We start from the raw sequence: 25430 nt of genomic DNA, 5'->3' as shown, positions 1-25430 counted from the left end.
AGGGAGGAACGAATGGGCAATGATGCCGTGTTCCGCGTGGACGGGCTGAGGAAATCCTTCGGCCATATCGAGGTGCTTGGCGGCGTCTCGCTCGAATTGCATGCCGGTGAGATCACTGTGCTGATGGGCGCCAACGGCGCCGGCAAGTCCACCCTCGTCAAGATCATCAGCGGCGTCTACGACCATGACGGCGGCATCATGCACCTCGCTGGCGGCAACTTTGCGCCGAACACGCCGGCAGAGGCGATCCGCGCCGGTGTCGTTACCGTGCACCAAAACATCAATGACGGCGTCGTCGCCGATCTCGATGTCGCCACCAATCTGACGCTCGACCGGCTGAGCGGCAAGGGCGCGCCGCTGCTGTTCAACCCCGGCCGGGTGCGCCGCGAAGCCAAAGCGGTGGCCGACCGCATGGGGCTCGCCATCGACCTCAAGGCCCGCATCAGCGACCTGTCGCTGGCCGATCGCCAGATGGTGGCCATCGCGCGCGCCATGGCGCACCAGCCGAAAGTGCTGATCCTCGACGAGCCGACCTCGTCGCTGTCCAGCGCCGAGGCCGACCGGCTGTTTGCGCTGCTCGACCGCTTGCGCGAGCAGGGCGTCGCCATCCTCTACATCTCGCATCGCATGTCGGATATCAGGCGGCTGGCCGACCGCATCGTCTCGATGCGCGATGGCGTCATCTCAGGCGTCTTCGACAGCAAACCTCTCGACTATGAGGGTGCCGTTAACGCCATGCTCGGCCGCAAGATCCATCTTGACCGCATCGATGCCAGGAGTTCTGCCAAGCCGATCCTGACCGTCGATGCCTTGCGCATCGCCCCTGGTGCCCGGCCATTCTCGCTGACGCTCGGCGACGGCGAGGTCGTTGCCATCACCGGCCTCGTTGGCGTCGGCAAGACCGCGCTCGCCGAGACGCTGTTCGGCTTGCGCAAACCGCTGTCCGGCACGATGACTTTATATGGCAAGCCCTATGCGCCCGCGTCGACCGGCGAAGCCATCGCCGCCGGCGTGTTTCTGGTCGCCAAGGACCGTGGCGAAAACGGCATCGTCGGCGGCTTCAACATCCAGGAAAACATCAGCCTGCCCTTCCACAAGCGCATGTCGCGTTTTTCAGTTCTCAAACGCGGCCTTGAACGCACTATTGCCCGCCGGCAGATCGAGGATCTCGGCATCGTCTGCCGCTCGGAGAAGGACGAGATGACCACTCTGTCGGGCGGCAACCAGCAGAAGGTGATGGTGGCCCGCTGGATGGCGCAGGACGCCCGATTGTTCATTCTCGACGAACCGTTCCAGGGCGTCGATATCTCCGCCAGGCGCGACATCGCCGCCAAGCTGAGGGCCAGCGCCAATGGCCGCGCCACGCTGCTGTTCGTCACCGAACTCGACGAGGCACTGGAGACGGCCGATCGCATATTAGTGATGTCCGAGCAGACCATCGTCGGCGAACACCGCAACGCCGATGTCGATCTCGACCGTCTGCTGGCCGAAGTCGCGGGCGGGCCGTTGCACAGTGCGGCCTGAGCCACGATGATTGAAGAACTGAGGGTTGGAATGGAGTGCACGGGTTTGAGTTGGGTATTGACGGCGGGCGCTGAATGACGCTGCGCGACCACGCCATCCGCTATGGGTTCATCGTGCTTCTGTTCGGGCTGATCGCGTATTTCGCCATCGCCGCCGACGGGTTCGTCTCGCCGCAAAGTGCCGTCTTCATTTTCCAGTCGGTCGCCATCACCGGCGTGCTGGCGCTGGGCGTCACCGCCACACTGGTTGTCGGCGGCTTCGATCTCTCGATCGGCTCGGTCGCGACCTCGGCCATGATGGCGGCGGCCTATGTCATGGTGGTGCTGGAGCAGAACGTGGTCGTCGCTGTCCTCATCTGCCTGCTCATCGGCGCCCTTGTCGGCCTCATCAATGGCTGGCTGATCGTCTATATGCGCGTGCCCGATCTGCTGGCGACGCTCGGCATGATGTTCCTGCTCGTCGGCCTCCAGCGCATCCCGACTGAAGGACGCTCCATCGCCACCGGTATGACAATGCCGGACGGCTCGGTCGCCAACGGCAAATTCTCCGACGCCTTCCTGGCGCTCGGCCGCCACCGCTTCGACTTCTTCATCCCGAACCTCATTCCGGTCTCGGTGGTCGTGCTGATCGTGCTCGCCGTGCTGATCTGGTTCTTCCTCGAATACACACGCTTCGGCCGCATGATGTATGCGGTGGGCAGCAATGAACGGGCCGCCGAACTCGCCGGCGCGCCTGTCAAGGCATACAAAATCTGGGCCTACGTCATTTCAGGAGTTTTTGCCTCGATCGGCGGGATTTTGCTGGCCGCACGGCTTGGACGCGGTGACATCGCGTCGGGTAATAATCTGCTGCTCGATGCGGTTGCCGCGGCGCTGATCGGCTACGCGGTGCTCGGCGCCGCCAAGCCGAACGCCTTCGGCACCGCCATCGGCGCGCTGTTCGTCGGCATCCTGCTGCAAGGCCTGACGATGATGAACGCGCCTTACTACACGCAGGATTTCGTCAAGGGCGTGGTTCTCGTCGTCGCCCTTGTCTTTACCTTCGCCCTTTCCGGCCGGGGCAGGAGATAGAATGGCTGCCGGGACAGTTTTGGGTTCAACAAACGGAGGAAAGAACGTGAACATCACAAGACGACTTTTGGGGAAGGTCGCGCTCGGATTGGCCGGCGCAACAATGCTGATGCAGGTCCCGGCCTTTGCCGCCGACAAGCCGGCGCCGTTCGACAAGCCCGGCGTCAAGATCGCGCTGGTGCGCTATCTCTCGACCGGCGATTTCTTCCAGGCCTATCTCTCGGGCGTCGAGTCCCAGTCCAAGGCGCTCGGCATCGATCTGCGCGTGCTCGACAGCCGCCAGGACGCCGCCCTTCAATCCGACATGGTCGACCAGGCCATCGCACTCGGCGTGCAGGGCATCATCATCCAGCACGGCCTGACGGAATCGATGAAGGACGCCGCCCAGCGCGCGGTCGATGCCGGCATCAAGGTCGTCGCCTTCGACGTCAATGTCGAAAACCCCAAGATCCCGCAGATCGAACAGTCCGACAAGGACCTTGCGCGCCTGGCGCTCGAGCAGGCGGTCAAGGACAATGGCGAGAGCTGGAACGCCGGCTATGTCTATGTCGCTGGCATCGCGCCGCTCGACCGCCGCAACGAGACCTGGGTCGACGTGAAGAAGAAACATGCCGGCATCAAGGAAGTCGCGATGTTCGGCACGCTCGACAACCCGATCGCCAACTCGGTCGCCAACCAGGCGCGCTCGGTGCTGCAGGCGCATCCCGACATCAATGTGATGTTCGCGCCCTATGACGAGTTCGCCAAGGGTGTGAAGATCGCCGTCGACGAGGCGGGGCTGAACAAGAAGATCAAGATCTACTCCGCCGACATCTCTACCTCGGACATTGCGGCCATGCGCGAGACCGACAGCGCCTGGGCCGCCACCGCCGCCACCAACCCTGCCGTCGTCGGCCAGGTCTCGGTGCGCGCGCTGGCGCAGCTGCTCGCCGGTGAAGATCCCGGCCACAACGTCGTCGTGCCGCCGACGCTGATCACCCAGAAGGACCTGATCGACAAGGACATCAAGAACATGGAGGACCTGTCGGCCAAGCTGCCGCAATTCGCCCATGCCGATGTCGCCATGCCGGCCTGGATGCCGAACCCGAACGCGAAGTAGGATCGGTCGTCTGATAGATGCGAAGGGCGGCTATGGGCCGCTCTTTTCATATTGATGGTAAGCCTGCCGGCCTACAACCAATGGTCTGGATCGCGCATCCCGGGGACAATCGCCACAGCGATAACACCATCGGGCTGCGGCTCGTAGATGATGATATAGCGGTCTTCGACGAGCACGCGGGCCGTTGCGCTTAACTCGGGCCGTGCGCTGCCCATCTTGGGGTGCTGCGCCGCCAGCTCCAGTCTTTCGAAAATGCGCATCAACAGTCTGTCTGCTGCCTTTTCATTGTCGGCGGCGATGGTGTGCCAGATGTCTCGCAAATCCTGCGAAGCGCGCGGTGTGAGCCGATGGCTAGCCACGGGCGCGGCGTTCTGCCTTCAGGCTGCGAATGAACTCGGTGTGGTCGACAGCCACTGGCTTGCCGCTGCCCATCCCGTCGGCATAGGCCCGCTTCAAGTGCTGGAGTTCGAGCGTGCGCAATTCCTCGCGCTGCTCCCATAAGCGCAGGGCGTCGCGGACAATCTCGCTGTTGGAAGCATAACCGCCACCTTCGATAGCGCTTTGCAGGCGAGCTATCTGCTGCGCGGTAAGGGATATGGTGAGGGTGCGCATAGGTTCGTTTTTCATACCCACATTATAATGCAGCCAACAAGATCTAACAATATCTGTTAGGAATCTGCCCCTGCATCATGACCGCCCGACGCGCACCAGCCACCGCGCCGTCCTCGCCATGCAGGCGTGCAGCACCGGAACACCATATTCGATGGCAGGCAGGTCATGCGGCGCCCTTGGCGGGATCGCCAGCATCCGCCATGCCCGCCCGGCGGCAGGCAAAGCTGCGTCCCATCAGACGGTGTCGCCAGCGCGCCGTCCTTGAAATCGCTCAGCAGCCATTGGCCTTCGCGGGTGACGAAGGTGGGAACGGAGTCGTATTTCGCCGATCCAGAGTACGCATGACATGGTTGCCGAAAGCAGCGAAACCTCATGCTCGGCGGAGCGCCCGCTGACCAGCACGCCGACACGAAGTCTCTTCGCAGCCATCGACAACTCCACCAAGGATCAGGGTCGGAGCTCGCATGCGAAACACAAGGCGCGCCCTAAAGTGGTCGAGCAATAGGCCAAGGATTGGAGTGGATTTTGACCAGTTCGAGCAGTTTTTCAGCACGACCTGCAAAAGCAGTTCTCCGCCTGGAGTCCTTCAGGTGGGAGAGCGGTTCGTCGTTTTGGTGAACGATGAACCGCTCCAGGTCTATGTCTAGCGCAGCGCTGCGGCGATGTTGCCACCGTCGACCGTCGTCACATCGGCGGTGGTGCGTTCGGCCAATGCTTGGTGCAGGAAGGCCTGCGCCACGTCTTCTGCCGTCACCTCCTGTCCGAGCAGATTGCCCGACATGTATTCCTTCTCCGACACGCCGCGCGCGCCGGAACGGCTGGCGATCATGGCGTCGGTCAACAGGCCGGAGCGGATGCGGTCGGCGTTGACCGCATTGGAGCGGATGCCGTGCGCGCCGTAGTCGAGCGCATATTGCCGGGACAGGAATAGCGTCGCCGCCTTCGGCACACCATAGGCGCCGAATTTCGGACCCGGGTTGACCGCCTGCTTGGAGGTGTTGAACAACAACACACCGCCGGTGCCCTGTTCCAGCATGATGCGCACCGCGTTCTGCGCCGCCGACTGGTGGGCGAAGAAGTTGAGCTCGAAACTCTTGCGCAGCAGGGCATCGTCGAGCTCGCCGATGCGGCCTTCCCAGGCGGCACCGGCGTTGGAGACCAGAATGTCGACGCCGCCATAGACAGCGACAGCTTTGTCGAAGGCGGCGCGCAGCTCGGCCGGGTTGGTGATGTCGGCGCCGACGCCGATCGAATTGTTGCCGGCTGCCTTTGCCGCCTCGGCCGCCCTGGCCGCATCGAGATCGACGACGACGGCATGCGCGCCATTGGCGGCGAACAGTTTTGCCGTCGCAGCACCGATCGCGCCGGCGCCGCCAGTGATCAGCACCACCTGGCCGGTCAGCGGCTTCGGCTTGTTGGAGGCGAGCTTGGCCTGCTCAAGCGACCAGTACTCCAGCGGGAAGAGGTCGGCCTTCGATAGAGGATGGAAGCTGCCGACGGCCTCGGCGCCGCGCACCGCCTCGATCCACATCTCGCCGACATCAGATGCGATCTTCGCATCCTTCAGCGTGCGGCCATGGCCGAACATGCCGAGGCCCGGCACCAGCGTCAGCCGCGGCATCGGGTCGAGCATGGTGCGCTGGACGTCGTCCAGCGCATCGTTGGTTTCGAAATAGGCGCGATAGTCGTTGGCGAAGGCGTCGACATGGCTCTTGATGACGGCCTTGTAGTCGCCAATCTTGTCGGCGTCTGGCGCCGGAACCGCCATCGGTCCGGTCTTGATGCGGATCGACAGGTCGGGCGTCGACACGCCGCGTCCGGCATAGTCTGCAATGCCGGCTGAGTTGATGAAATCGACGATGGCGTCCGAAGTGCGGAAATCGCTGATCATGCGGTCGAAGCGGCCTTCGCCACGCGCCACCGCCACCGCGCCACGCAGCATCGGCGCGATCGCTGCCGGCGTTGCGAGCTTGGCCGGCAGTGCGGCTTTCGCTGCCTTCGGCTTGCCGTTCTTCGCCACATAGTCTTCGGCCACGTTCACATAATGGATCATGCGGTCATAGGCCTGCTTCGCAGCGTCGCCGAAGGTGAAGATGCCATGCTTGTCGAGGATCAGGCCTTCGACGCTGGGGTCGGCGTCGTAGACATCGGCGGCCACCTTGGCGAGGTCGAAGCCCGGCTTGATGTAGGGCACGTACCCCATCTTGTCGCCGAACACGGTCTTGATCAGCGGCTTGCTGTCCGCCTGGTCGACGATGGCGAGGATCGCGGTCGAATGCGTGTGGTCGACGAATTTATGCGGCAGGAAGGCGTGCAGCAGCGTCTCGACCGATGGATTGGGGGAGGCGGGGTCGATGAGGTTCGCCCGCTGCAGCGCCACCATGTCCTCGTCGGCGAGGCTGGCCAGCGCACGCGCCTTCAGCAGCGCGCCGAGCTTGACCGCCGGCAGGCCTTGCGGCTCGATCACACCCATGTCCCAGCCGCTGCCCTTGACGCACAGCACATCCCATTCGTCGCCGACGAGATCGGTGGCCTTGGTCTTGCAGGAGGTGTTGCCGCCGCCATGCAGCACCAGCCGCGGCTCGCCGCCGAGCAGCCGGGTCGTGTAGACGCGCAGCGCGAGGTCGCGGGCAACGCCCTTTTTCGCATAGTCGGCAACCAGTCTTTCCGCGTCGCCGTCATTCCAAAGGTTCTTCATGTCGCTATGTCCGCTTTGCTGTCTTTGATGTTGCTGTGAACAGGAGTGCCGCGACGCCTTGATGACAATGCGCCTGCTGCTGGGATTTCGTTGGTCAGGAAGCCTTTTTTGCCCCCGCACTGGCTCCGGCATGGTCGAGCAGCCGCCGCGCCATGCTGGCGCCGACGACGAGATGCGTGCAGAGTCCGCCGGCGAGCGCGGCGAGCAGCGGTTCGAACTTGCTGTCTTCCTGCACCACCATCAGCCGCTTTTCGATCTGGCGCAGTGACGACAGCGAGGCCGAGATGACGCGGCGGTTGTAGCTGCAGTCGAGCGCCTTGCCGGTGGCATCGATGATCTGGCCGGCAACGACGCCGGCGGCGCCCGCTTCGCGCAACAGCCCCATCTCGCCGGGGCTGAGCGCGCCGCATTTGACGACATGGCTGTCGCCATCGACGGTGCCGACCGAATAGAGCGCCAGATCGCAGTTGGCAATATCGGCCAGTTGTTCGCGGATCACCGGTTCGGCGCGCAGCCCATGCGCCAGCAATTCCGTCGTCAGCACCAGCGGCGCGTAGAAATTGAGGCCCTTGGCGTTGAGCCGCCGGGCGATCTCCATCGTGCACTGGTCGGGACGGTAGGAGTAGGGCGCGCCGAGATTGCCGCAGAGCTGCACAACGGTGACGTCCTGCAGGTCGGCATAGGACATGACGTCGGCGATGGTGTAGACGGTGCGGCCCCAGGCGACGCCGATCCGGTCGCCCTTCTTGACCAGTTCGAGAAAGACGCCCGCCGCCAGCACCGCAACGTCCGTCGAAGGGTCGACGACATAGGCATTCTCCGGCGCGATCCACACCGCATCAAGCTTGAGCGCGTCCTCGAGCTGGCGCGCAAGCACGTCGTCGGTGAACAGCTGCGTCGAGGTCGAGATGTTGACGATGCCGGTCTCGCGCGCCTTGCGCAAATACATGGCGACCGAGGCGCGGGAGATGTTAAGCTGGCTGGCGACCTGGTCCTGGCGCAGGCCATGGGCATAATAGAGCCATGCGGCCTTGTGGATAAGCTGTTCTGCCGGTCGGATCGCCATGCCGTCTCCTCGGCTGACATTATTCACGGCTCTCGACAAAAGTCAAACTGGCGTGGGTACACGATACCTCTTTGCCCATCGAATCTGGACGATCATTGCGCCAAACGTGCCCGGTCGGGAATCGCCGATGGTGACGTGGCGGGAACCTGTGGTTAGAAGTTCTCAACAATGAAAATTCGGGGAGCACGGGATGGGCAGTCCCTACGAGCAGGATCTCGGCAAGAACGCCGCCAACCATCAGCCGCTGACGCCGCTCACTTATCTGGAGCGGGCGGCAAGCACCTATCCCGATCATGTCGCCATCATCCATGGCAGCCAGCGCATCACCTATCGCACCTTCTGGCGGCGCTCGCTGAAGCTGGCCTCGGCGCTGTCGAAGCGCGGCATCGGCAAGGGTGATACGGTGACCGTCATGCTGTCCAACACGCCCCCCATGCTGGAGGCGCATTTCGGCGTGCCGATGGCCAAAGCGGTGCTGCATTCGCTCAACACAAGGCTCGATGCCGCCGTCATCGCGTTCCAGCTCGACCATGCCGAGACCAAGGTGCTCATCGTCGACCGCGAATTCGCTGCTGTCGTCAAACAGGCACTGGCACTGGCCAAGGTGAAGCCGCTGGTCATCGACTATGACGATCCCGACTATGCCGCCGATGCACCCTATCCCAAGGGCGAGCGCATCGGCGCGATCGACTATGAGGCGTTCGTCGCCGGCGGTGACCAGGGCTACGCTTGGTCGATGCCCGACGACGAATGGGACGCCATCTCGCTCAACTACACCTCCGGCACGACAGGCAATCCGAAGGGCGTCGTCTACCACCATCGCGGCGCTGCCCTGATGGCTTACACCAACACCATCCATGCCGGCATGGCCAAGCACGCCGTCTATCTGTGGACGCTGCCGATGTTCCACTGCAATGGTTGGTGCTTCCCATGGACAATGGCCGTCCAGGCCGGCACCCATGTCTGCCTGCGCTGGGTGCGGCCGAAGCCGATCTACGATGCCATCGCCGACCACGGCGTCACACATCTTTGCGGTGCGCCGGTCGTCATGTCGGTGCTCATCAACGCCAGCGATGAGGACAAGCGCCACTTCCCGCAGACCGTTACCTTCAACACCGCTGCCGCGCCGCCGCCGGAAGCCGTGCTGTCAGGCATGGCCGATGCCGGCTTTGCCGTCACCCATCTCTACGGCCTGACCGAGACCTATGGCCCGGCGGTCGTCAACGAATGGCACACCGCCTGGGACGGTCTCGACAAGGGCGAACGCAGCGCCAGAAAGGCCAGGCAGGGCGTGCGCTATGCCGCACTCGAAGGCCTGACGGTGATGGACGCGGAGACGATGCAGAAGACGCCGGCCGACGGCGAGACCATCGGCGAGGTCATGTTCCGCGGCAACATTGTCATGAAGGGCTATCTGAAGAACAGGAAGGCGACCGACGAGGCTTTCGCCGGCGGCTGGTTCCACTCCGGCGACCTCGGCGTCATGCATCCCGACGGCTACATCCAGCTCAAGGACCGCTCCAAGGACATCATCATCTCCGGCGGCGAGAACATTTCATCGATCGAGGTCGAGGAAGCCCTCTACAAACACCCGTCCGTGGCGTCCTGCGGCGTCGTCGCCAAGGCAGACGACAAATGGGGCGAGGTGCCGGTCGCCTATGTCGAGCTGAAGCCCGGCAAGGTGGCAAGCGAGGCCGAGATCATCGAACACTGCCGCGCGCTGCTCGCCCGCTTCAAGGTGCCGAAGGCGGTGATTTTTGCCGAGATCCCGAAGACATCGACGGGGAAGATCCAGAAGTTTCAGCTGCGGGAAATGGCGAAGGGATCTTAGTTCCAGAGCGCAACGGCACGCGCAAGGTCGAGTTCGCGCACACCCTCTGTCACCAAATTATACGCGTACGTCGAATTCGCATTGACACTTCCCTCTTTTCGATTTACGACTGACGAAAGTTGAAATTCGTCACTCATAAATCGACAGAGAGCCATGTCCGAAGCCGCCAGCATAATGGCCGACTCCACCCGCCAGGAGAATGTCACCCGCATTCTCGACTGTGCCGAACGCCTGTTCCGGCACTATGGTTACGGCAAGACCAATGTCGCCGACATCGCCCGCGAACTCGGCATGTCGCCGGCCAATATCTACCGTTTCTTCGCCTCCAAGGTCGAAATCCACCAGGCCGTCTGCGGCCGCATGCTCCTCGCCAGCTACAACATGGCCTACGAGATTTCCCGGTTGCCGATCAGCGCCGAGGAGCGGCTGCGCCGCTACGTGCATGCGCAGTACAAGATGACGCTGGAAGTCATGCTCGACGACCAGAAGGTCCACGAAATGGTCATCGTCGCGCTCGAGCGCGACTGGGGCGTCATCGACAAGCATATCGACAGCATTCACGACCTGTTTGCCGAGGTCATCCGCGAGGGCATCGAGGCCGGCGAGTTTGCCGACCAGGATCCGGTCACCGCATCGCGCTGCTTCGGCGCCGCCACCGTCATTCTGTGCCACCCGCAAATGGTGGCGCAGTGCCTTGCCAAGACCAATCGGGCGATGCCCGACGATCTCATCGATTACGCGATCAAGGCTCTGAAGTAATAGCCGCCGCCCGCCGGGCGCCGGTGTCGACCGTTCATCTCCAGTCGGGAGTACGAAAGTGTCTTTGTCCAGTTCCATCATCCGCAAGCTGCCGGTCGCCGGCCTGATCGTCGCCACGCTCGGGCTCGCCGCCTGCAGCCAGGAGAAGACCGAGGTCCAGGACATCATCCGTCCGGTCAAGGTGGTCGAGATCGGCCAGGCCGAAAAGAGTCGCGAACTCACCTATTCCGGCTCGGTGCGAGCCCGTACCGAAATGAACCTCGGCTTTCGCATCTCGGGCAAGGTCACTGAGCGCCTGGTCGACATCGGCCAGCATGTGACGACAGGCGATGTGCTAGCCCGTATCGATCCCACGGACTATGAGTTGTCGGTCAAGAGCGCCAAGGCTAGCCTCGACGCCGCCGAGCGGCAGGTCGAGACGGTCGATCTGTCCCGCAAGCGCGCCGAACAGCTTTTTGCCAAGAACTTCACCTCCAAGTCGCAGCTCGAACAGGCGACGCTGAGCTACAACCAGGCGGTAGCGACGCGCGATGCCGCCCGCTCTACACTTGCCCAGGCGCAGAACCAGGTCGTCTACACCGATCTCAAGGCGAGCGAGAACGGCATCGTCACGGCGGTCTCGGCCGATGTCGGCCAGGTGGTCGGCGCCGGAACGCCTGTGATGACCGTTGCCGTCGACGGCGAAAAGGAAGTGCTGATCGCGGTTCCCGAAATGGACATCGCCGCCTTCAAGCCGGGAAAGGACGTCAAGGCCAGCTTCTGGTCCGATGACGCGCTGGCGCTCTCCGGCAAAGTGCGTGAAGTCGCCGGCAGCGCCGACCAGCAGTCGCGCACCTTTGCCGTCCGCGTCTCGCTGCCCGACGACCCGCGCGTGCTGCTTGGCATGACCGCCAAGATCGAGGCCTCGGTGGCCAAGAAGCAGGAGATGGTGTCGATCCCGCTCAGCGCGCTTGCGGAAAAGGATGGTCGCAAGATTGTCTGGACCGTCGACCGCGCCGGCGAGACGGTGCACGAGCGCCTGGTCAAGGTTGCGGAGTTCACCTCCGACGGCGTCAGCGTCGCCGACGGGCTCAAGCCGGGGGATGTCGTCGTTGCCGCCGGCACCCAGTTCATGACCGAGAATCTCAAGGTCAAGCTGACCGGCGATGCGGTCCAGGCCGCCTCTGCGGAAGGCGATGCCGCAAAGGCCCTGCGCTGACCGCAGGCATGAAGCCGGCTTGATCGTCGCTTCGGCGAAAGGGCTGGGCAAGCGAATTCAGGGTTTCCGGGCGGCGAGCGCCCGATGGTCGAGACGCCAAGATCGAGTTCCCCCGCATCGATCCGCGCGTCCCACCGCGATGAGTGTCTCTCCGCTCGGAAAGCCTCGCCGCCCGGAAGCCAGCATCGGAATATTTTAGCTGCATGCAAAGCGCATGCGCGCACGATCAACGAATTGGACTGACGCCGATGACCACCACCGACAGCACTGAAAAGCAGCCTTTCAATCTTTCGCGCTGGGCCATCGGCCATCCCTCGATCGCGCGCTTCCTGTTCGGTCTGATCATCATTGCCGGCGCGCTCGGCCTGATGCGCATGGGCCAGAAGGAAGACCCCGATTTCACTTTCCGCGTCATGGTCGTCCAGGCGATCTGGCCGGGCTCCTCGATCCAGGAGATGGAAGACCAGGTCGTCAACAAGATCGAGCGCAAGCTGCAGGAAACGCCGCACCTCGACTTCGTCCGTTCCTACACCCGCGCCGGCAGCGCCATCATCACCGTCCAGATCAAGGGCGACACCAATGCAGAGGAGGTGAAGGACGCCTTCTACCAGGTGCGCAAGAAGGTTGGCGACATCTCCGGCGACCTGCCGCAAGGCCTGCTCGGGCCCTATTTCAACGACGAGTTCGGCGACACCTTCATCACCCTGCACTCGATCGGCGGCGATGGCTACAGCTATCCGGAGCTGAAGAAATTCGCCACCCAGGCTCGCGACATGCTGCTGACGACGCCGGGCGTCGAGAAGGCCGTCATCATCGGCGACCAGCCGGAGAAGCTTTATATCGACGTCTCGTCCAAGGCCTTGGCCGAACGCGGCCTGACGCTGACCGACCTGCAGAACGCCATCAAGGGCCAGAACAATGTCGATCCGGCGGGCTCCGTCGACACCGGCCTGCGCTCGGTGCGCATCTCGGTCGAAGGCGATGTCACCAGGGCTGCCGACATCAGGGAATTGCGCCTGCGCGCCGGTGGTCAGGTGACACGTCTTGGCGATATTGCCACCGTGAGTTCCGGTCTCGAAGATCCCTATCAGCGCAAGTACCGCTTCAACGGCCACGAAAGCGTCCAGGTCGGCGTCGTCATGGCCAAGGGTTTCAACGTCAGGGACGTCGGCACGGATGTCGAGGCGACCTACAAGCGCTTCGAGGAAGCGCTGCCCTACGGCGTTGCGGTTGACCAGATCTCCAACCAGCCCGAGGTTGTCAAGGACGCCGTCAACGAGTTCATGGAGGCGCTCGGCGAGGCGCTGCTGATCGTGCTTGCTGTCTCGCTGCTGTCGATCGGCTGGCGTTCCGGCCTGGTCATCGCCATCGCCATTCCGCTGGTGCTGGCCGCCACCTTCGCCATCATGTACGAGCTCGGCATCGATCTGCAGCGCATTTCGCTCGGCGCCCTGATCATCGCGCTCGGGCTGTTGGTCGACGACGCCATGATCGTCGTCGAGATGATGGAGCGCAAGCTGGAGGAGGGGCTGGTCAAGATCGAGGCGGCGAGCTTCGCCTATTCCTCGACCGCCTTCCCGATGCTGAGCGGCACGCTGATCACCATCGCCGGCTTCATCCCGGTCGGCTTCGCCGCCTCGACCGCAGGCGAATATGTGCGCACGCTGTTCTATGTCGTCGGCATCGCGCTCGTCGTGTCGTGGTTCGTCGCCGTCTATTTCACGCCGTGGCTGGGCTACATGATCCTCAAGCAGCGCAAGCATGCCGGCAACCATCATGACGCCTTCGACACCGGCTTCTACCGGCGGCTGCGCGCCACGGTCGGCTGGGCGGTGCGCCACCGCATCATCGTTCTGGTGATGACGCTGGTCACCTTCGCCACCAGCCTGTGGGCGTTCCAGTTCATCCCACAAAACTTCTTCCCGCAATCCTCGCGGCCGGAAATCCTCGTCGATCTCTGGTTGCCTGAGGGAACCTCGATCAAGGAAGTCGAGACGCAGGCCAAGGCGTTGGAAGCACGGATGATGGACGACAAGGACAAGCGCTTCATCGCCACCTATATCGGCGAAGGCGCGCCGCGCTTCTTCCTGCCGCTCGACCAGCAATTGCGCAATCCGAACTATGCGCAGCTTCTGGTGATGGCCAATGACGAGCCGGCACGTGAGCGGCTGATCCTCAAGCTGCGCTCAGTCCTGGCGCAGGATTTCCCTTCGATCCGCTCCAAGGTCGACCGTCTGTTCCTCGGCCCGCCGACCGGCTGGCCGGTGCAGATGCGCATCATGGGTCCGGACCGCCAGGAGGTGCGCCGCATCGCCGACCAGGTGAAGGCGAAATTCGCCGAAAATCCGCTCCTCGGCGCCGTCCATGACGACTGGCTGGAGCCGGTACCGGCGATGAAGCTGGTCATCGACCAGGACCGCGCCCGTGCGCTTGGCGTCACCTCGCAGCGCATCCGCCAGATGCTGCAGGCAGCGATGTCCGGCGCGCCGCTCGATGACTTCCGTGATGGTGAGGAGACGGTTTCCATCGTCGCCCGCGAACCGGACGCCAGCCGCAGCCTGCTGTCCTCGGTCGACTCGGTCTATATCCCGACCGATTTCGGCGGCTTCGTGCCGCTGTCGCAGGTGGCCAAGGTGGTGCCGGTGCTCGAGCAGGGCGTCGAATGGCGGCGCGACCGCCTGCCGACCATCTCGGTGCGCGCCACGCTGCCGGATGGCGTGCAGTCGAACGACGTCGTCACCAAGCTCTACAATGATATGCAGGGCATGCGCGCCGGCCTGGCGCCCGGCTACAAGATCGAGATCCAGGGCGGTGCGGAAGATTCCGCCGAAAGCCAGGCCTCGATTGCCGCCAAGGCGCCGATCATGCTGGCCGTCATCGTCGTGCTCCTGATGATCCAGCTGCAGCATTTCGGCAAGGCGATGCTCGTGCTCGCCACCGGTCCGCTCGGCATCATCGGTGCGGCGGCGGCTCTGTTGATCAGCGGCGCGCCGTTCGGCTTCGTCGCCATCCTCGGTGTCATCGCGCTGCTCGGCATCATCATGCGCAACTCGATTATCCTGGTCGACCAGATCGATCAGGACATCGCCAGGGGGATGGACCGATCGGAGGCCATCATCGGCTCGGCCGTGCGCCGTTTCCGGCCAATCGTGCTGACGGCGATGACGGCTGTGCTGGCGCTGATCCCAATCTCGCGTGCGGTGTTCTGGGGACCGCTCGCCTACGCCATGATGGGCGGCATCCTCGTCGCCACCGTACTCACCATCCTGGTGCTGCCGGCAGGCTACGCGCTGTTCTTCGGCCGCGAGCCGAAGAAAGGCAGGAAGCCGGCTGATGAGGCGGTGCAGGACAATGACAGGCCGCCACTGGCGCTGGCCGCCGAGTAGGCGCTGCTGGGGCACAGGATCTTCCTTGGAAAATGCTGGAACGCCGTACGCTTGACGTGCGGCGTTCTGGCTTTCGCCTTGCCGGTGGCACCGAGCACCCAGGCAAGTATCTCAACACCAGGCGGGTTCATCAAAATAGGTTGAACGGCCACCTGTATGAAAATGCTTCGCGGCGCCGGTTTTGCAAAACAGAATTCCTTTCCAGGACGGCAAAGCCGTCCGATCCTGCTTACATATCGGAGCGGCAACGCTCATTCGCATCAGGTGATCATCCCATGGTAGACAATAAGCAATTGCGGCTCGGCGCCTTCATGCGTCCGGTCAGTCTTCACACCGGGGCCTGGCGCTATCCCGGCTCATATCCCGATGCCAACTTCAACTTCGCCCATCTGAAGCGCTTCGCGCAGACGCTTGAGGCGGCGAAGTTCGACGCCTTCTTCATGGCCGACCATCTGGCCGTTCTCAACATGCCGATCGAGGCGCTACGGCGCAGCCACACGGTGACCTCGTTCGAGCCGTTCACGCTGCTGTCGGCGCTCGCCGCCGTCACTGATCATATCGGCCTTGTCGCCACCGCATCGACGACCTTCGACGCGCCCTATCACATTGCCCGCCGCTTCGCCTCGCTCGACCATATCAGCGGCGGCCGCGCCGGCTGGAACATCGTCACCACATCCAATCCCGACGCCGCGCTGAACTTCGGCCTCGACGAGCATGTCGAGCACGACGAGCGCTATCACAATGCGCGGGAATTCTACGATGTGGTGACCGGCCTCTGGGACAGCTTTGCCGACGACGCCTTCATCCGCGACGCCGAGAGCGGGCTCTATTTCGATCCCGCGAAGCTGCATGTGCTCGACCATAAGGGTGAGCATCTCTCGGTGCGCGGCCCGCTCAACATTGCGCGGCCGGTGCAGGGCTGGCCGGTCATCGTCCAGGCCGGCGCATCTGAGGCCGGGCGGCAGCTGGCAGCCGAAACGGCGGAGGTGATCTTCGCCGCCCATTCCGATCTGGCGTCCGGGCAGCGCTTCTTTGCCGATGTCAAAAGCCGGGCCGAGAAGCTCGGCCGTTCGCGCGACGACATCAAGATCCTGCCCGGCGCCTTCGTCATCGTCGGCGACAGTGTCGAGGAAGCACAGGCCAAACGCGCCAAGCTCGACAGCCTGGTCTATTACGAGAGCGGCATTGCCTCGCTGTCGATCGCGCTCGGCCATGACGCGTCGGCCTTCGACCCCGACGCGCCCTTGCCCGAAATCCCCGAAACCAATGCCTCGAAGAGCGGCCGCGAGCGCGTCATCGAGCTGGCGCGCCGGGAGAATTTGACCGTCCGCCAGCTGGCGCAGCGGCTCGGCGGCTATTCCGGCCTTGCCTTCGTCGGCACGCCTAAAACCATCGCCGACGCGATGGAGGAATGGTTGCTTGCCGAGGGGTCAGACGGCTTCAACGTCATGTTCCCCTATCTGCCAGCCGGGTTGGACGACTTCGCCGAGAAGGTGGTGCCCGAGCTGCAGCGGCGAAAGCTCTTCCGGCGCGAGTATGAGGGCACGACCTTGCGCGAGAATCTCGGCCTGAAGCGTCCGCCGAACCGGTTCTTCGAAGGCTCCGAAGCGGTCATCCGCAAGGCCGGCTGACGTCTGCCACAAAAAGAAACGGGCGCGCCGAAGCGCGCCCATTCTTTTCAAGCCATCACTTTCAGATGACGAAGTACCAGTTGGCGAGCAGCATCACCACCAGGCCGGCGACCAGCGTCAGGTAGGGCAGCATGCCTGCCTTTTTGACCGAGAGGTCTGCGCCCGCCATGCCGAGGTCGGCCAGCATGTGGTCGGGGAACTTGCCCTTGTCTTGGACGTAGTGCCGGTAGCAGAACACCGGGATGATCAAGGCGGCTGTGATCAGGCCGGCCCAGAGCGCCATCGGGTTCCACACCTTGGCGCCGGCGCCCATGAAGATGGCGTTTACATAGGCGAAGATGGCGCCGAGACCGAGCAGCCAGCTCGGCGCCTTCCAAGGCCGGTTGATGTGGCCGTTGTCGATGCGGTGGATCCAGCCGGCATTGAGGTTGAGGAAGTTGAAGATGATGTAGCCGCAGTTCGACACGGCGAGGATGAAGAAGAAGCTCGTCGCGTCGGCCGAGGCGATGGCCAGCACGATCAGGTTGAAGACGAGATCGGTCCACATGGCGCGCGTCGGCGCGCCATGCTCGTTGACGTGGCTGAGATAGCGCGGCAGCCAGCCATCGACCGAGCCCTGGTAGAGCGTGCGCGACGAGCCGGCCATTGCCGTCATGATGCACAGCACCAGCGCCAGGATCATCAGCATCACCAAGAGGCTGTGGATCAATGCGCCACCCCCGACCATGCCGGCCAGTGCATCGGCGACACCCGAGCCGTCGACGATCGGCGTCGCCAGCATGCCGTTGAGGCCCAGCACGCCCTGGAAGGTGAAGGGCACCAGGATGAACAGAAGCATGCAGAGCAGGCCGGAATAGAAAATCGCCTTGAACGTGTCGGTGCCCGGGTTCTTGAACTCCGATGTGTAGCAGACGGCGGTCTCAAAACCATAGGTCGACCATGCGGCGATGAACATGCCGCCCAGCACCAGCGTCCAGCCGGCAATGTTCCACGAGCCGGGCTCCGGCGCGTAAGCCGCCGCCAGCGGCACCAGCGGCGAAAAGTTCGCCCAGTTGATCTGGCCGGTGACGATCGGCACGACACCGACGATCAGCATCGGGATGATGACCAGGAGGCCGATATACTTCTGCACATTGGCGGTGCCGAGAATGCCGCGATGCTGGATCGAGAAGATGATCAGCATCAGCACCGCGCCGATGAAGAAAGTGGCATTGAGGGTGAAGGAGACAGGACCTAGCGTGTGGCTGAACAGCGTCCAGTTGCGGATCGCCGGCGTGGCCGCCGCGGTCACCGCGGCGATGGCGTCGGCAGGCACCGTTCCGGCATGCGCCGCGATATAGGCGACGACGTCCGGCGACGCCTCGGTGAACAGCGGCACCGGCGCCAGCGCGTTGAGAATATAGGCGGCGGCGATCGAGCAGCCCAGCGACAGCACCGGCGACCAGGCGAACCAGTTGCACCACACCGACAGCGGCGCGATGAACTTGGAATAACGCAGCCAGGCGGTGGCGCCGTAGATCGAGGCGCCGCCCGACTTGTTCGGGAACAGGCCGGCGATCTCGGCATAGGTGAAGGATTGCAGGAAGCCCATGATCATGGAAGCGATCCAGATCCCGAAGGCCAGCGTTCCCGTCGTTCCGGCAATGCCGCCGATCGAAAACAGGACAAGGGCAGGAACGCCGCTCGCCACCCAGAAGGCGCCGCGCCAGTCGATGTTGCGGAGCAGCTTGCCTTCAGCGGGCTGCTCCAGGGCAGTGGTAATCGTGCTCATCTGTCTGAATTCCCCATTTTGTGTTCCCGGCCGGTGATGCCTCGGCTTCGCGAAGCTTGTTCCCCGGTACATGACCGCACGACTCCAGTGTTTCCACTCAGTCGTATTTTTTTCTTAACAGTGAAGATTGATCCGGCGCGCTTTCACGTCAAGTGATTTGTGGCGTCGTGCACATCACGGTTGCGAAACGCTCGCTTTGTCCTTCTCCCCTTGTGGGGTGAGAAGCGGTCCGCGGTAGCGGACGGAAAGCCAATTGCTTTCGAGCTTCGAACGCCCTGAGCCTGCGAAGGGCCGGGGGTACAACCCTCAGGATCGCGGCCTGGTCTTTTGCGGATCGTAGTGGGCGAAGGCCACGACGCGCGCCGGCAGCCGTTTGGCGTGGCCGTCGAGTTTGCCGATCTCGACCTCTGTGCCGGTGGCCGCATGGGTGACGTCAAGCCTCGCCAGAGCGATGTTCTTGTTCAGCACCGGCGAGCGCATGCCCGAGGTGACGACGCCGATCTGGGCGCGGCCGATATGGACACAGTCGCCATGGCCGACCGCGACATTGCTGTCGATGTCGAGGCCGACGAGCTTGTGCTGCGGATGTTCCTTGCGCCTTATCAGCGCCTCGCGGCCTATAAAATCGTCGGTCTTGGTCTTCAACGGCACGGTGAGACCAATGCCCGCCTCGAACGGGTCGGTCTGGTCGGAGAATTCGTAACCGGCGAAGATCAGCCCGGCTTCGATGCGCACCATGTCGAGCGCCTGAAGGCCCATCGGCTTCAGCCCGTGCGGCTGGCCGGCCTCCCAGATGGCATCGAACACTTTTTCGGCGTTGCGTGGGTGGCACCAGATTTCGTAGCCGAGCTCGCCGGTATAACCGGTGCGCGACACCACGACCGGAATGCCATTGCCGCCGCCGATGCGCGCGACAGCGAAGCGGAACCATTCGAGTTCGTCGATCGACGGTTGCAGCGGCGAGGTCCAGACCACCTCTCGCAAAATGTCACGGCTCTTCGGCCCTTGGACAGCGACATTGTGCATCTGGTCGGTGGACGAGCGCACCAGCACGTTGAGGCCGAGTTTTCTGGCGGTGTCGCGCAGCCATTCGCCGGACAGGTCATCGCCGCCGACCCAGCGGAAATTGTCCTTGCCGAGCCGCAGCAGCGTGCCGTCGTCGACCATTCCGCCATGCTCGTAGCACATGGCGGAATAGACGACCTGGCCGACGCCGAGCTTCTTGACGTCGCGGGTCAGCGTGTATTGCAGCAGCGCTTCGGAATCGGGACCGGTGACCTCGAACTTGCGCAGCGGCGACAGGTCCATGATCACCGCGTCCTGCCGGCAGGCCCAGTACTCGGCGATCGGCCCCTCTTTGGCGAAAGAATTGGCCAGCCAATAACCCCGGTATTCCACGAAGTTGCGGGTGTGCTTGGCGAAGCTTGAATGGAAGGCGGTCTCGCGGGTCATTTTCGGTTCCGAATCGGGCGTCATGCGTCTGGCGATCGCTCGCGAGAATTTGTGCTGGCCGGAATAGGTTCGCACATGGATGTCGGTCGGGTTCCAGCCATTGGCCGGTGTCGTGTCGTCGGGACAGGCGGAGGAGACGCAGACAACGTCGGTGAGCGCCCTGAGCAGCACATAGTCACCCGCCCGCGACCACGGCTCGTCCGACACCATCACGCCATGGGCGTCGATCGCCGTGTTGAAGAAGAAGTTGATCGCCATCCAGCCGGCACGGGGCGTCACACCCTTGTCGGCCAACGCGCGATTGAAATTCTCCGAGCAGTTGGTGTGGCCGGGATAGCCGATGTCGTCATAATATTTGGCCGCACACGCGAGCGCGAAGGCGTCATGCCGGCCGCACGTGTCCTGGATAACCTCGACCAATGGCTCCATGTCCTGGTCGTAATATTTCGAGTGAAGGCCGGGCATCGGGTAGCTCGACCCCATCAGCGTGCGCGTGGTCGTAACGTCGAGCGGATGGTCCAGCCCCTTGTCCAGCTTGCGCGCCGAGAAGCACTGGAAATCGGTGCACTGGCGGCCGTCGACATCGATGATCTGCAGGTAGTCGCCGGCCTTGACGAAATAGGATTCGGCTGTCGCCGAATGGACGCGCAGATCGAGCACCAGATCGGCAAGCGGATCGGCCAGCTGCGACTTTGTCTTCAGGCGCACGGTGGCGCGGCGCACCATGACGGTGAGCGGCGTTGCCGTATAATGGCCGTCGACGAGCATCGGCCCGCCGGGTGCGGCAATCAGCATCGCGCCGTCGCGCGTGACCGTGAATGCCTGCTCGGTGCCGGCAGGCGTTGCGCCGCCGAACACACGCACCGCCTTGGGCTCGTCGAGCTGCACCTGGCGGCGCTCAAGGCCACGACGGACGGAAGCCAGGCTGTCATCGCCCTCGGCCAGAAGCGCCTTGATCCCGGCGGCATTGCTGTTGGACTTTTCGCCGAGGATGGAAGGATCGGTGGCGCCGGTCCTGTCCCAGGCCAGCAACTCGCAAGCCTGCCCGCCCTCGACATTGCGCACGGTGAACGTATCGCCGGCCTCGACCTCGATCAGCACCGCGCCATTCCCCAGGATTGTATACCGCTCCATGCCCGGCGGCAGCGCGATCTGTCCGGGCCTCACGACGAGGCTCGGCCGCGGCGGCCCAGCTGTCACTGAAGGGTAGGGCGACTGGCTCATCTCAGCCTTGCGGTTACAGAAACATGTTTGCCTGTGTGTAAAATTATTTTAGCAGCAAGAATAGCAGCGCGGTTGGGTTTGGCAAGGTGGAGGTGGCGTTCTCGACGCGGTCGCTGCAGGTTAGACCCTTCCAATCAAACCCATCTTCCGAACGCCAGCGCCGCCCCTCATCTGGCTGCCCATCTTCTCCTCGTAAACGGGGCGAAGGATGCTGTCGTCGCCGGTTTCGCCAATCGCCAGCGTTGCAGGAAGAGCGCCGAGGCTGCGACCAGCTTCTTTCTCCCCGTCACTATACGGGGAGAAATGCCCGGCAGGGCAATGAGGGGCGGCGCCAACATCTGAAACTATCGAGCTAAAGCTCCTCGGAATGCCCGATAGCCACACCATACTCCGCAGCCGATTCCAACATCGTGTGCCACAGACTTTCGGCAAACGTCGCAAACACCAGGAGGTTGAACACCGCCTGCCCATCCGCCTTGTCACCACCACGCCAGAGCGTGACGCTGGTGTGATCCATCGAGGTCGCAGCAGCAGCGCCAACCGGAAACGCATCGGGATGCAAATCAATCGACGACAGTTTCGCCAGCATGGCGCGCGCCTTGAGGCCGCAGATGCTGATCAGCACGCGTGCATGCGATTGGTCGGATAGCGAAGCGGAAGATGCAAAGGTCTGAGCGAGCACCTCAGTCCTGCCACCCTTCGACAGGACAAAAAACTGATCCGGTCCCGACCAGATCAGCGTCGCATCCGCGGTGCCAACCGCCTTCGGCGTTTCCGGAGCCGCGACGCCGAAACGAGCGTTCGCGGCCTCGGTCAAATCACCCGCCTTGCCGCGCCGTGCCATCACCTGGACGAGGTCGAAATTGCGGATCTCGGTCAGCGACACACCGGCATCGCCTTGCACGCCGTAAGCGCCAGGAGCGAGCGCGCGCTCGAGCGGGCTGCGAACATCCCAGGAAAAATCAGCCACGCTGGCGCCCTCCATCGGGATCGTAGAAGACGGGATTGCAGAGTTCGACATCATAGTCTTCACCGCGCAGCGGATCATGCGCGTGGACGATCTCGCCGATGCGTTCGCGGCCGCGCTCGACAAGGCCGAGACCGATCCACTGGTCGAGTGTCGGCGAGAAGCAGACCGAGGTGACGTAGCCCTGGTCGTTATCAGGCCCGGGCGTCTGGCCCTTCGGGATGATGTGCGCGCCGGAGCGCAGGCGGCGCGCCTTGTCGACCGGCTTGATGCCGACCACGACCTGCCGGTCCGGCGCCACCAGCGCCTCGCGGCCGGCCATGACGCGACCGATGAAATCCTTCTTGGTCGACATCATCTTGCCGAGGCCGAGATCGGCGGCGGTCGTCGTGCCGCTCAGTTCCGGTCCGGCGACATGGCCCTTTTCAACGCGCATGACGCCGAGGGCTTCTGTGCCATACGGCGTCACGCCGAACGGTTTTCCCGCCAGCATCAAATTGCGTGCCATCGCTTCACCGTAACGCGCCGGCACCGAAATCTCGAACGCCATCTCGCCGGAGAAGGAGATGCGGAACAGCCGCGCCTTGATGCCGCCGCGCAAAGCGACTTCGCGCACGCCCATGAAGGGAAAACCTTCGTTCGAAAGGTCCTCGGCAGGGTCGACGATTTCCTTCAACAGGTCTCGCGTCCTTGGCCCGGCAATCGAGAATTGCGCCCACTGGTCGGAGACCGAGGTCAGTTGCACGTCGAGTTCGGGGAATAGCACCTGGCGGCAGAATTCGAGATGCTGCATCACCAGCCCGGCCTTCGCCGTGGTCGTGGTGAGGAAATAATGGTCATCGGCCAGCCGCGAGGTCGTGCCGTCATCATAGACGAGGCCGTCCTCGCGCAGCATCAGCCCGTAGCGGGCTTTTCCCACGGCAAGGTTTGAGAAGGTGTTGATGTAGACGCGGTCGAGGAAGGCGCCGGCATCGTGGCCGTGCACATCGATCTTGCCCAGCGTCGAGACATCGCAGAAGCCGACGCCGCCGCGCACCGCCTTGACTTCGCGGGTCACGGATTCCAGCCAGTCCTTCTCGCCCGCGCGCGGATACCATTGCGCGCGCTTCCACAGGCCGGTGTCGACAAAGATCGCGCCCTGTTCGGCCGCCCAGTGATGCGACGGCGTCAGCCGTGTGGCATGGAAAGTCTCGTCGCGATGATGGCCGGCAAAGGCGCCGATGGCGACAGGCACGTAAGGCGGCCGATAGATGGTCGTGCCGGTCTCGGGAATGGATTTGCCCGACACCGCCGCCATGATGGCGAGGCCGGCGACATTGGACGTCTTGCCCTGGTCGGTCGCCATGCCGAGCGTGGTGTAGCGCTTCAGATGCTCGACCGATTCAAAACCTTCGCGCTGCGCCAGCTCGATGTCGGATGCGGTGACATCATGCTGCTGGTCGACGAAAGCCTTGCCTTTGCCGGCGACGTGCCAGAGAGGCGTCAGCGAGAAGGCCTCGTCGCTGGCGGTCGGCGGTGATCCAGCGCTGCCCGACCGCCCCGCTTCGCGTGCGGCCGCCGCACCAGCTTCAAAACCTTCACGCAGGCAGGCGCCGAGGCAAAAGGCACCGTTGGCGGCACCTGCCGCGACCATGCCGGGCGGCGCGCCGTCCGGCACGAAGGCGGCGATGTCCTCGCGCCATTTCGGCCGGCCCCGATGGTATGAGGTCAGCCCGACCGCCGGGTTCCAGCCGCCGGAAACGGCAAGCCCGTCGGCCTCGACCTCGGCGCGCGCGCCGCCGGTCAGCGACACCGCTATTTTTCTTACGCCGTCCTTGCCGCCGCCGACGCCGCTGACCGAACCATGCAGCACGGTGAAGCCGTTCCTGGAAGCGAGAGAACGATGGGCAGGCGAGACGTCAGGCCGCGCGTCGATCACCGCCGCGATCTGCAGCCCGGCGCCGAGTGCCGTCTCGACCGTGCGCCAGCCATCCTCATTGTTGGTGAACAGCGCGATCCGCTTTGCCGGCGTCGCCGCATAACGTGTGACGTAGGTGCGGATGGCGGACGCCATCATCACGCCGGGCGTGTCATTGCCGGCAAAGACGATGGGACGCTCAATCGCGCCGGCGGCGACGACGCAGCGCTTGGCCACGATGCGCCACAGGCGCTGGCGCACCTGATGCTCGGGCGGCACCGGCAGATGATCGTTGACCCGCTCGATCGCGCCATAGGTACCGCCGTCATAGACGCCGAACAGGGTCGTGCGGGTCATGATGCGGACATCCGGCATCGAGCTGAGCTCGGCCAGTGTGCGCGACAGCCACTCCGCGGCCGGCAGACCGTCGATCGTGCCGCCATCCGACAACAGACGGCCGCCGGGCGCAAAATCTTCTTCGCACAGGATGACGCGCGCACCGCTGCGGCCTGCAGCGAGTGCGGCGGCGAGACCGGCCGGACCGGAGCCGGCGATCACCACATCGCAATGCGCCCAGGCCTTGTCGTAGTGATCCGGATCGGGGGTGACCGCCGCGCGACCCAGACCCGCGGCGCGTCGGATCGCCGGCTCGTAGACCATTTCCCAGAATTTTGCCGGCCACATGAAGGTCTTGTAGTAGAAGCCGGCGACGAAGATCGGCGAGAACAGCTGGTTCACCGACATCACATCGTGGCGCAGCGAGGGCCAGCGGTTCTGGCTTGCCGCTTCGAGGCCTTCATACAGTTCGGCCGTCGTGGCCTTGGTGTTGGCCTCGCGCCGTGCGCCGGTGCGCAGTTCGACCAGCGCGTTGGGTTCTTCCGAGCCCGCAGTCAGAATGCCGCGCGGACGATGGTATTTGAACGAGCGGCCGACCAGCTTGACGCCATTGGCGACCAGCGCCGACGCCAGCGTGTCGCCTTGGAAGCCGGAGAGGCTCTTGCCATCGAAGCGGAAGTTGAGCGGCGCCGAGCGGTCGATGAGACCGCCGGATGTGAGACGATGGGATTGACTGGAACTCACGATGGCCGGCCTCTCATCGATCCAATGCCAGGCGGGACCGTCGCGCTCTTCACCCTCCCCCTTGTGGGGAGGGTCGCTGCGCAGCAGCGGGGTGGGGGTGCGGCACCGACCCCCCCCCCGCCCGGCGGGGCGACCACCCCCCAGTGGGGCGGCTGGGGGGGGGGG

The 25430-nt window shown here is 63.7% G+C and carries 16 protein-coding genes and 1 pseudogene; 8 read left to right on the top strand and 9 right to left on the bottom strand.

Going from position 1 to position 25430, the window contains the following annotated elements; genetic code table 11:
- Window positions 1–12 precede the first annotated feature (12 nt).
- From NKI31_RS26210 to NKI31_RS26200, 3 genes are all read left to right on the top strand, one after another.
- Window positions 13–1524: a sugar ABC transporter ATP-binding protein gene (locus NKI31_RS26210; protein WP_352652911.1), complete on the top strand. Its 1512-nt coding sequence runs from the start codon at window positions 13–15 to the stop codon at window positions 1522–1524.
- 74 nt (window positions 1525–1598) lie between these two features.
- Window positions 1599–2594, top strand: coding sequence for an ABC transporter permease (locus tag NKI31_RS26205; protein ID WP_023684450.1), 996 nt, complete (start codon window positions 1599–1601; stop codon window positions 2592–2594).
- A 46-nt stretch (window positions 2595–2640) separates the two neighbouring features.
- Window positions 2641–3693: a substrate-binding domain-containing protein gene (locus tag NKI31_RS26200; protein WP_023687049.1), complete on the top strand. Its 1053-nt coding sequence runs from the start codon at window positions 2641–2643 to the stop codon at window positions 3691–3693.
- A 71-nt stretch (window positions 3694–3764) separates the two neighbouring features.
- Here the strand turns inward: NKI31_RS26200 and NKI31_RS26195 are convergent, their stop codons facing one another.
- The 5 genes and pseudogenes from NKI31_RS26195 to NKI31_RS26175 all read right to left on the bottom strand — a co-directional run bounded on the left by NKI31_RS26195 (window position 3765) and on the right by NKI31_RS26175 (window position 8069).
- Complete coding sequence (locus NKI31_RS26195) at window positions 3765–4052, bottom strand: type II toxin-antitoxin system RelE/ParE family toxin (RefSeq protein ID WP_023704831.1); 288 nt, start codon at window positions 4050–4052, stop codon at window positions 3765–3767.
- Entirely contained in the window at window positions 4045–4305 is a 261-nt protein-coding gene (locus NKI31_RS26190; protein WP_023704832.1) for a ribbon-helix-helix domain-containing protein, read from the bottom strand. Before NKI31_RS26190 ends, NKI31_RS26195 begins: the two co-directional genes overlap by 8 nt.
- A gap of 94 nt (window positions 4306–4399) precedes the next feature.
- Window positions 4400–4734: pseudogene (locus NKI31_RS26185) on the bottom strand (D-alanine--D-alanine ligase A); the annotation flags it as partial.
- 214 nt (window positions 4735–4948) lie between these two features.
- Window positions 4949–7003 (bottom strand): bifunctional aldolase/short-chain dehydrogenase, encoded by a 2055-nt coding sequence (locus tag NKI31_RS26180; protein WP_023709180.1) that lies wholly within the window; start codon window positions 7001–7003, stop codon window positions 4949–4951.
- Window positions 7004–7097: 94 nt separating this feature from the next.
- Complete coding sequence (locus tag NKI31_RS26175) at window positions 7098–8069, bottom strand: sugar-binding transcriptional regulator (RefSeq protein WP_023684445.1); 972 nt, start codon at window positions 8067–8069, stop codon at window positions 7098–7100.
- Between the two features lie 190 nt (window positions 8070–8259).
- On the opposite strand from NKI31_RS26175, the gene NKI31_RS26170 reads away from it, so the two are divergent.
- From NKI31_RS26170 to NKI31_RS26150, 5 genes are all read left to right on the top strand, one after another.
- A complete protein-coding gene (locus NKI31_RS26170) occupies window positions 8260–9900 on the top strand; it encodes an acyl-CoA synthetase (protein WP_023687054.1) in 1641 nt (546 codons plus the stop codon).
- Between the two features lie 153 nt (window positions 9901–10053).
- A complete protein-coding gene (locus NKI31_RS26165) occupies window positions 10054–10659 on the top strand; it encodes a TetR/AcrR family transcriptional regulator (protein ID WP_023729263.1) in 606 nt (201 codons plus the stop codon).
- 58 nt (window positions 10660–10717) lie between these two features.
- Window positions 10718–11857, top strand: coding sequence for an efflux RND transporter periplasmic adaptor subunit (locus tag NKI31_RS26160; protein WP_023729264.1), 1140 nt, complete (start codon window positions 10718–10720; stop codon window positions 11855–11857).
- 248 nt (window positions 11858–12105) lie between these two features.
- Window positions 12106–15243, top strand: coding sequence for an efflux RND transporter permease subunit (locus NKI31_RS26155; protein WP_023696637.1), 3138 nt, complete (start codon window positions 12106–12108; stop codon window positions 15241–15243).
- Window positions 15244–15518: 275 nt separating this feature from the next.
- On the top strand, window positions 15519–16874 hold the full coding sequence (locus NKI31_RS26150) for an LLM class flavin-dependent oxidoreductase (protein WP_352511544.1): 1356 nt from the start codon (window positions 15519–15521) through the stop codon (window positions 16872–16874).
- A 61-nt stretch (window positions 16875–16935) separates the two neighbouring features.
- Here the strand turns inward: NKI31_RS26150 and NKI31_RS26145 are convergent, their stop codons facing one another.
- The 4 genes from NKI31_RS26145 to NKI31_RS26130 form a co-directional block, all read right to left on the bottom strand.
- Window positions 16936–18645 (bottom strand): trimethylamine N-oxide permease, encoded by a 1710-nt coding sequence (locus tag NKI31_RS26145; protein WP_023668560.1) that lies wholly within the window; start codon window positions 18643–18645, stop codon window positions 16936–16938.
- Between the two features lie 306 nt (window positions 18646–18951).
- Window positions 18952–21321: a trimethylamine N-oxide demethylase gene (locus NKI31_RS26140; RefSeq protein WP_352652910.1), complete on the bottom strand. Its 2370-nt coding sequence runs from the start codon at window positions 21319–21321 to the stop codon at window positions 18952–18954.
- Between the two features lie 352 nt (window positions 21322–21673).
- Window positions 21674–22291, bottom strand: coding sequence for a sarcosine oxidase subunit gamma (locus NKI31_RS26135; RefSeq protein WP_352652909.1), 618 nt, complete (start codon window positions 22289–22291; stop codon window positions 21674–21676).
- On the bottom strand, window positions 22284–25265 hold the full coding sequence (locus tag NKI31_RS26130) for a sarcosine oxidase subunit alpha (protein ID WP_352652907.1): 2982 nt from the start codon (window positions 25263–25265) through the stop codon (window positions 22284–22286). The genes NKI31_RS26135 and NKI31_RS26130 overlap by 8 nt, the downstream gene beginning before the upstream one ends.
- Window positions 25266–25430: the final 165 nt, after the last annotated feature.

The organism is Mesorhizobium sp. M0659 (assembly GCF_040320605.1).
Lineage (GTDB): Bacteria > Pseudomonadota > Alphaproteobacteria > Rhizobiales > Rhizobiaceae > Mesorhizobium.
The sequence above is the reverse complement of the archived record's forward strand: the minus strand, read 5'-3'. Positions and strand labels throughout refer to the sequence as shown.

What these genes read in the sequence shown, in the direction of transcription:
- NKI31_RS26190 (WP_023704832.1), bottom strand. Translation starts at nt 4,305, where the DNA reads ATGCGCACCCTCACCATATCCCTTACCGCGCAGCAGATAGCTCGCCTG.
- NKI31_RS26140 (WP_352652910.1), bottom strand. Translation starts at nt 21,321, where the DNA reads ATGAGCCAGTCGCCCTACCCTTCAGTGACAGCTGGGCCGCCGCGGCCG.
- NKI31_RS26210 (WP_352652911.1), top strand. Translation starts at nt 13, where the DNA reads ATGGGCAATGATGCCGTGTTCCGCGTGGACGGGCTGAGGAAATCCTTC.
- NKI31_RS26145 (WP_023668560.1), bottom strand. Translation starts at nt 18,645, where the DNA reads ATGAGCACGATTACCACTGCCCTGGAGCAGCCCGCTGAAGGCAAGCTG.
- NKI31_RS26165 (WP_023729263.1), top strand. Translation starts at nt 10,054, where the DNA reads ATGTCCGAAGCCGCCAGCATAATGGCCGACTCCACCCGCCAGGAGAAT.
- NKI31_RS26155 (WP_023696637.1), top strand. Translation starts at nt 12,106, where the DNA reads ATGACCACCACCGACAGCACTGAAAAGCAGCCTTTCAATCTTTCGCGC.
- NKI31_RS26150 (WP_352511544.1), top strand. Translation starts at nt 15,519, where the DNA reads ATGGTAGACAATAAGCAATTGCGGCTCGGCGCCTTCATGCGTCCGGTC.
- NKI31_RS26180 (WP_023709180.1), bottom strand. Translation starts at nt 7,003, where the DNA reads ATGAAGAACCTTTGGAATGACGGCGACGCGGAAAGACTGGTTGCCGAC.
- NKI31_RS26170 (WP_023687054.1), top strand. Translation starts at nt 8,260, where the DNA reads ATGGGCAGTCCCTACGAGCAGGATCTCGGCAAGAACGCCGCCAACCAT.
- NKI31_RS26205 (WP_023684450.1), top strand. Translation starts at nt 1,599, where the DNA reads ATGACGCTGCGCGACCACGCCATCCGCTATGGGTTCATCGTGCTTCTG.
- NKI31_RS26175 (WP_023684445.1), bottom strand. Translation starts at nt 8,069, where the DNA reads ATGGCGATCCGACCGGCAGAACAGCTTATCCACAAGGCCGCATGGCTC.